Raw genomic sequence first — 4,597 nt, 5'->3', positions numbered from 1 at the left:
GTCCAGCGGCTGCGCCTGCAGCACGGCGCGGATGCGCTCGGCCGCCGCCATGGCAGCGTCGGGCGCCTGGGCCGGCATCAGGGCCAGGAATTCCTCGCCACCCCAGCGCGCCAGTACGTCGCATTCGCGCAGGTTCGCCGACAGCACGCGCGCCACGTGCAGCAGCGCCTGGTCGCCCACGGCATGCCCGTAGCGGTCGTTGACCTGCTTGAAATGGTCGATGTCGCACAGCATGACGGCCACGGGCTCGCCGGTGCGCTGGCTGCGCGCGAGCGCATTGGCCGCCAGGGCCTCGAAGTGGCTGCGGTTGTTCAGACCGGTCAGCGGGTCGAGCGTGGCCTGGCGCAGCAAGCGGGCTTCGGCAATCAGGATGGTGCGGCGGTAGAACCGCGCCAGTGCGGCCGACATCCCGAAAATCAGGCAGACGTGGATGGCGTTGATGATCTTCACGCTGCGCTCCGGCAGCGGTGTCAGGGGCCCCAGGTGGCCGCACAGCGCGTACAGCCCCAGGTAGTACAGCAGCAGGCCCAGCACCAGGGGCAGCGCATAACCTCGGGTGTTGGCAATCACGATGGCCGGGATGAACAGCAGCAGGTAGTAGTGAAACCCGCTCTCCCACCCGATCAGCAGCGACCCCAGCGCCGAATGGACCACGACCTCCGCCCAGATCAGCGCCAGCCCCAGCGTGTTGCGCCGCCGCTGGATGAGGGCATAGGCCGCCAGGTACAGCGCGATGCTTGCGATGTTGATGGCAGCCAGCGGCACAGAACCTAGCACCAGGAACAGCACGATGTAGGCCGCGTCGATGGCCGCGGCAGTGAGCGCCACGCGGCGCACCATAGCCCAGTAGGCCTTGCCCGCCAGGCTGGAGCCGCGCCGGGGAACCCCGGGGTGAACCGTCGTCGTGTGTGTCATCGCAGGGAGTGCCGTACAGCCCGGTGTTGGCGGCAGCCCCCCGCCACCGCTGGGCATATGGTAGTGGCTGAATGCGTGGCGACGCCGCCGGGCGGCGCGGGCACAGGTGCGGTTTTATGGTCTTATACCCCGCAAGCGCTTTACTGATGGGCGATTTTTGCTATTGAATCAGGAGTCTTTGGCGCGACAGGCGGGGCATGCCCTCTGCCTGCGTGCTGCGAGGCTCAGGTGTTGCCCACGTAGGGGTTGCTGCGCCGCTCACGCCCGAAGGTGCTTTCGGGGCCGTGCCCCGGAATGAACACCGTCTGGTCGCCCATGGGCCACAGGCGCTGCGTGATGCTGTCGATGAGCTGCTGGTGGTTGCCCTGGGGAAAGTCGGTGCGCCCGATGCTGCCAGCGAACAGCACATCGCCCACGAAGGCCCGGTCGATCTGCGGCGCATGGAACACCACATGGCCCGGCGTATGGCCGGGGCAGTGGCGCACGTTCAGGGTTTCGTTGCCGATCTGCACCTGATCGCCATCGTGCAGCCAGCGCGTGGGGCTGAAGTGCTGCGCGGGCGCAAAGCCGAACATGGCGCTTTGCTGGGGCAGGCCGTCGATCCAGAACTGGTCGCCCGGGTGGGGGCCCACGATGGGCAGCTGTTTGCGCTGCGCCAATTCGCCCGCGCCGCCCGCGTGGTCGATGTGGGCGTGGGTGAGCCAGATCTGCTCGAGCGTGAGGCCGCGCCGCTCAACCTCGGCCAGCACCGTGTCCAGGTCACCGCCGGGGTCGATGACGGCGGCGCGGCGAGTGGCATCGCACCAGACGATCGAGCAGTTCTGCTGGAAGGGCGTGACGGGAACGGTGTGGTACTGCAGCATGGATAAAAACAAGTAACGGTAGGCGGGGGCGCGGGCAACGCGTGGGCGAACCGCCCGGCATGGCGGCCCTGGCCGGGTCGGCAAGGCCTTCGACACAAAGGCAAAACGCCGTTACCGGCCGTGGGGCCAACGTCCGAAGGCGTCTTACACCCCCTGTGCCGGGGTCCGCGCAAAGTGGCCATTTTGAAGGAGAACACCATGACCAAGTGCGAAACCTGCGGCAACGAATACGACGGCAGCTTTGAAGTCACGCTGGGCGGAACCACCCACACGTTCGACAGCTTTGAATGCGCCATCCATGCGGTGGCGCCGCGCTGCGCCCAGTGCAGTGTGCCCATCGTGGGGCACGGGGTTCAAGCCGGAGCGCAACTGGCAACTGTTCTGTTGCAACCACTGCGCCGCCGAAGCCGGTGTGCACGCGCTGCGGGACCGTGCGTGAGCGACGGCGCGGCCGTGGCGGTACCCCGGGGCGCCAGATCGGACAAGGGTGGCCGCACTGCGCCGGCAATGGTTTGTGAGCTGTCCTGATCGGCGCCTGCACCGTGCGGCGGCGGCTGAGGGTGCGTATCAGCGTTGGCCGACAGGCCCGTGCGCTGTGGCATGGGCCAATGGGCCTGTATCCATTGCCCCATGGTGCCCTCATGTCCAGATACCGCAGAACCCACAGTGAATTGGTCAAACCCCGCGCCCTGAAGCGGCTGTGCCAACGCGAGGCGATGCTGGCGCCGCGCCGAGAGCCCATCTACTTTCCAGAGCCCGAACCGCCGCTCTGGAAGCCGCTGGGTTGACAGCCCGCAGCGGCCTTTTTTTGGAACCCACGACCTCGAGGACCTCACGATGCCCCAACCCCCAGACAAGACGACCCCTGCCCCGACGGCAGCCACCACCGACAAGACCGCCGGAAAGCAGCAGCGCATCCAGGCTGCCCAGGATGTAAAGGACGGCAAGGCACGCCCCAAGAAGAAGGAAAGTGGGAGCGCTACAGCAGCCCCCGGCCCCGTGTGGACGCCCCCTGAACCCCGCCGACCGCTCGGTACAGGGCATCGTAGACTTCGGCAAAAAGACGCACCTGGGGCGGCCGGCGCAGCCCGAGGAAATCTCCCCCGCCTATGTGTTCCTTGCCGCTTCCTGCAGCAGCAGCAGCTACATCACGGGAAGTGCCGGCGACGGCGCTTGAGGGGTCAAGCGCGTGCAAGGGCGCGCAAGAATGCACTCGCGCGTGCCGCCCAGGTGCACGCAAGGCCGCGCGTGATCGTTGCGCGCGGGACTCTCATCGCTGGGCATTGATCTCTGGGGCTTCGGCCTGTGGCATTCCTGGCTTTGCGCCGTTGCTGGCCATTTGCGCGGCTTCGTGGAGGCGGATGGCCAGCAGGTGCGCAATGGATACCGCGGCGCCGTCAGGTTGGTGTTGGTCGTGCTCTCAGAGGTTGGTGGCGCCAATCACTTCGGGCATGTCCGTCAGGCCCTGCAGCACTTTCTCGATGCCGTCCTGGCGCAGCGTGAGCATGCCGGCCGCCAGGGCCGAATGCCGGATGTCCGAAGCGGGCGCGCGGTGGCGGATGTGCTGGCGGATGGTGTCGTCGCTCAGCATCAGCTCATGGATGCCCAGCCGCCCGCGATAGCCGTGGTTTTCGCACTCCTTGCAGCCCACCGCGCGCCACATCCGCAGCGTGCCAGAGGCGTCTCCGTGCTGTTGGCGCCACCGCGCCACTTGCTCCGAGCGCGCTTGCGGCGTGTTGCTGGTGCCGCTGGCAAGGTATTGCGAAGCCAGGTCGAGCAGGACGTCGTCTTCGGCCACGCGGGGTTCGCGGCACACCGTGCACAGACGCCGCACCAGGCGCTGCGCCAGGATGGCCAGCAGTGAATCCGAGAAGTTGAAGGGGTCGAGGCCAATCTCCAGCAGCCGCGCGATGCTCTCGGGGGCCGAATTGGTGTGCAGCGTGGACAGCACCAGGTGCCCCGTGAGCGAGGCTTCGATGGCGATGCGGGCGGTTTCCTCGTCGCGCATTTCTCCGATCATGATGACGTCGGGGTCCGCACGCAGGAAGGTGCGCATGGCGGCGGCAAAGGTCCACCCGATACGGGGGTTGACCTGCACCTGGCGCAGGCCGCTCTGGGTAATTTCGATCGGGTCTTCGGCGGTCCAGATCTTGCGTCCGGCGGTGTTGATGTCGCGCACCACCGAATGCAGGGTGGTGGTCTTGCCGCAGCCCGTGGGGCCGCACACCAGCACGAGGCCGTAGCTTTTCTTCATCACCTCGCGCATGGACACGAGGTTGGATGGGCTCAGGCCGATGGCCTCCAGGGGCAGGGGCTTGGCGCCGGCCAGCAGGCGCAGCACCACATCTTCCAGACCGCGCGAGGTGGGCACGGTGACCACGCGCAACTCGACCGGCGGGCCGCCGAAGCGCGAGAAGTCGATCTTCCCGTCCTGCGGCTTGCGGTGCTCCGAGATGTCCATGTTGGCCATGATCTTGATGCGCGCCACCATGGCAAACCGAAAGCGCGCCGGCAGCTCCAGGTAGGGCGTCAGGTCGCCGTCGATGCGCAGGCGCACGCGCACGTTCTGCGGTGCAGGCTCGGTCTCGATGTGGATGTCGGAGGCACGGTGGCTGATGGCCTCGTCGATCACCGAGTTGATCAGGCGCACCAGCGTGTTGTCCGACTCGCTGATCACATCGGCCTGCTCGGCCTCGCCGTCGGGGGGCGCTGTGGTGAGGTTGATGGCCAGTTCTTGCGACGTGGCGCGCGAACTGGGGGCCGGGGCGCGGCGTGCGCCTGCCCCATTGGGGGCGCCCGGCTGGGTTTGCGGGTGCACG

The 4,597-nt window shown here is 67.4% G+C and carries 4 protein-coding genes and 1 pseudogene; 2 read left to right on the top strand and 3 right to left on the bottom strand.

What is annotated here, in order from left to right:
- Both ACDELDRAFT_RS19445 and ACDELDRAFT_RS19440 read right to left on the bottom strand, forming a co-directional pair.
- The coding region (locus tag ACDELDRAFT_RS19445) for a GGDEF domain-containing protein (protein ID WP_005799749.1) at positions 1-915 on the bottom strand (915 nt) is incomplete at its 3' end.
- 224 nt (positions 916-1,139) lie between these two features.
- Complete coding sequence (locus tag ACDELDRAFT_RS19440) at positions 1,140-1,778, bottom strand: MBL fold metallo-hydrolase (RefSeq protein WP_005799748.1); 639 nt, start codon at positions 1,776-1,778, stop codon at positions 1,140-1,142.
- A gap of 198 nt (positions 1,779-1,976) precedes the next feature.
- On the opposite strand from ACDELDRAFT_RS19440, the gene ACDELDRAFT_RS19435 reads away from it, so the two are divergent.
- The gene (locus ACDELDRAFT_RS19435) at positions 1,977-2,306 is read left to right on the top strand and encodes a hypothetical protein (protein ID WP_005799747.1); all 330 of its coding nucleotides are present in this window, start codon (positions 1,977-1,979) and stop codon (positions 2,304-2,306) included.
- Positions 2,307-2,765: 459 nt separating this feature from the next.
- Positions 2,766-2,955: pseudogene (locus ACDELDRAFT_RS25870) on the top strand (short-chain dehydrogenase); the annotation flags it as partial.
- A gap of 243 nt (positions 2,956-3,198) precedes the next feature.
- Here the strand turns inward: ACDELDRAFT_RS25870 and ACDELDRAFT_RS19430 are convergent.
- Positions 3,199-4,597: GspE/PulE family protein (locus ACDELDRAFT_RS19430; RefSeq protein ID WP_050784209.1), on the bottom strand; the 1,399-nt coding region annotated here is incomplete at its 5' end.

Source organism: Acidovorax delafieldii 2AN (assembly GCF_000175235.1).
Lineage (GTDB): Bacteria > Pseudomonadota > Gammaproteobacteria > Burkholderiales > Burkholderiaceae_C > Acidovorax > Acidovorax delafieldii_B.
Note: the sequence above shows the minus strand (reverse complement) of the source record. Positions and strands in the feature narration are given on the sequence as shown.